Source organism: Corallococcus sp. CA053C (assembly GCF_003611675.1).
GTDB lineage: Bacteria > Myxococcota > Myxococcia > Myxococcales > Myxococcaceae > Corallococcus.
The window spans coordinates 1-1,103 of sequence record NZ_RAWA01000800.1 but is presented as its reverse complement, the minus strand read 5'-3'; the positions used below and the strand labels follow the sequence as shown (position 1 = coordinate 1,103).

The following is a 1,103-nucleotide window of genomic DNA, read 5'->3' as shown; positions in this document are numbered from 1 at the left end:
AGCTCCTTGTCCATCGCCACCGGGGTGATGAGTTCCACCTCGATCGCGATGTTGTCGCCCGGCATCACCATCTCGACGTTCTCCGGCAGCTTCACCGTGCCCGTCACGTCCGTCGTGCGGAAGTAGAACTGCGGGCGGTAGCCCTTGAAGAACGGGGTGTGGCGCCCACCCTCTTCCTTCGACAGCACGTAGATCTGCGCCTTGAACTTGGTGTGCGGCGTGATGGAGCCCGGCTTCGCCAGCACCTGGCCACGCTCCATGTCCTCACGCTTGAGGCCACGGACCAGCGCGCCGATGTTGTCACCCGCGCGGCCCTCGTCCAGCAGCTTGCGGAACATCTCCACGCCCGTCACGACCGTCTTCTGCGTCGCGCGCAGACCGACGACTTCGACTTCCTCGCCGACCTTGATGATGCCGCGCTCCACGCGACCCGTCGCCACCGTACCGCGGCCGGCGATGGAGAACACGTCTTCCACGGGCATCAGGAAGGGCTTGTCCGTCGCGCGCACCGGCGTCGGGATGTAGCTGTCCACCGCCTCCATCAACTTCAGGATGGCCGGCTCGCCGATGTCGCTGGTGTCACCCTCGAGCGCCTTGAGCGCCGAGCCGGGGACGATGGGGATGCTGTCGCCGGGGAACTCGTACTTCTTCAGGAGGTCACGCACCTCCATCTCCACGAGCTCGCGCAGCTCGGGGTCGTCCAGCATGTCCACCTTGTTCAGGAAGACGACGATGTAGGGCACGCCGACCTGGCGGGCCAGCAGGATGTGCTCGCGCGTCTGCGGCATCGGGCCGTCCGCCGCCGAGACCACCAGGATGGCGCCGTCCATCTGCGCCGCACCCGTGATCATGTTCTTCACGTAGTCGGCGTGTCCCGGACAGTCGACGTGCGCGTAGTGGCGGTTCTTCGTCTTGTATTCCACGTGGGCCGTGGAGATGGTGATGCCGCGCTCCCGCTCCTCCGGCGCCTTGTCAATCTGGTCGTACGCCATGAACGTGGCGCCGCCGGACTTCGCGAGCACCTTCGTGATGGCCGCCGTCAGCGACGTCTTGCCGTGGTCCACGTGCCCAATCGTTCCGATGTTCACGTGGGGCAGGCTGCG

At 66.0% G+C, this 1,103-nt stretch carries 1 protein-coding gene; it reads right to left on the bottom strand.

Annotated elements, in window-relative coordinates; translation table 11 throughout:
• A partial coding sequence (gene tuf, locus D7V97_RS43235) for an elongation factor Tu (RefSeq protein ID WP_199729232.1) occupies positions 1 to 1,103 on the bottom strand: 1,103 nt, incomplete at both ends.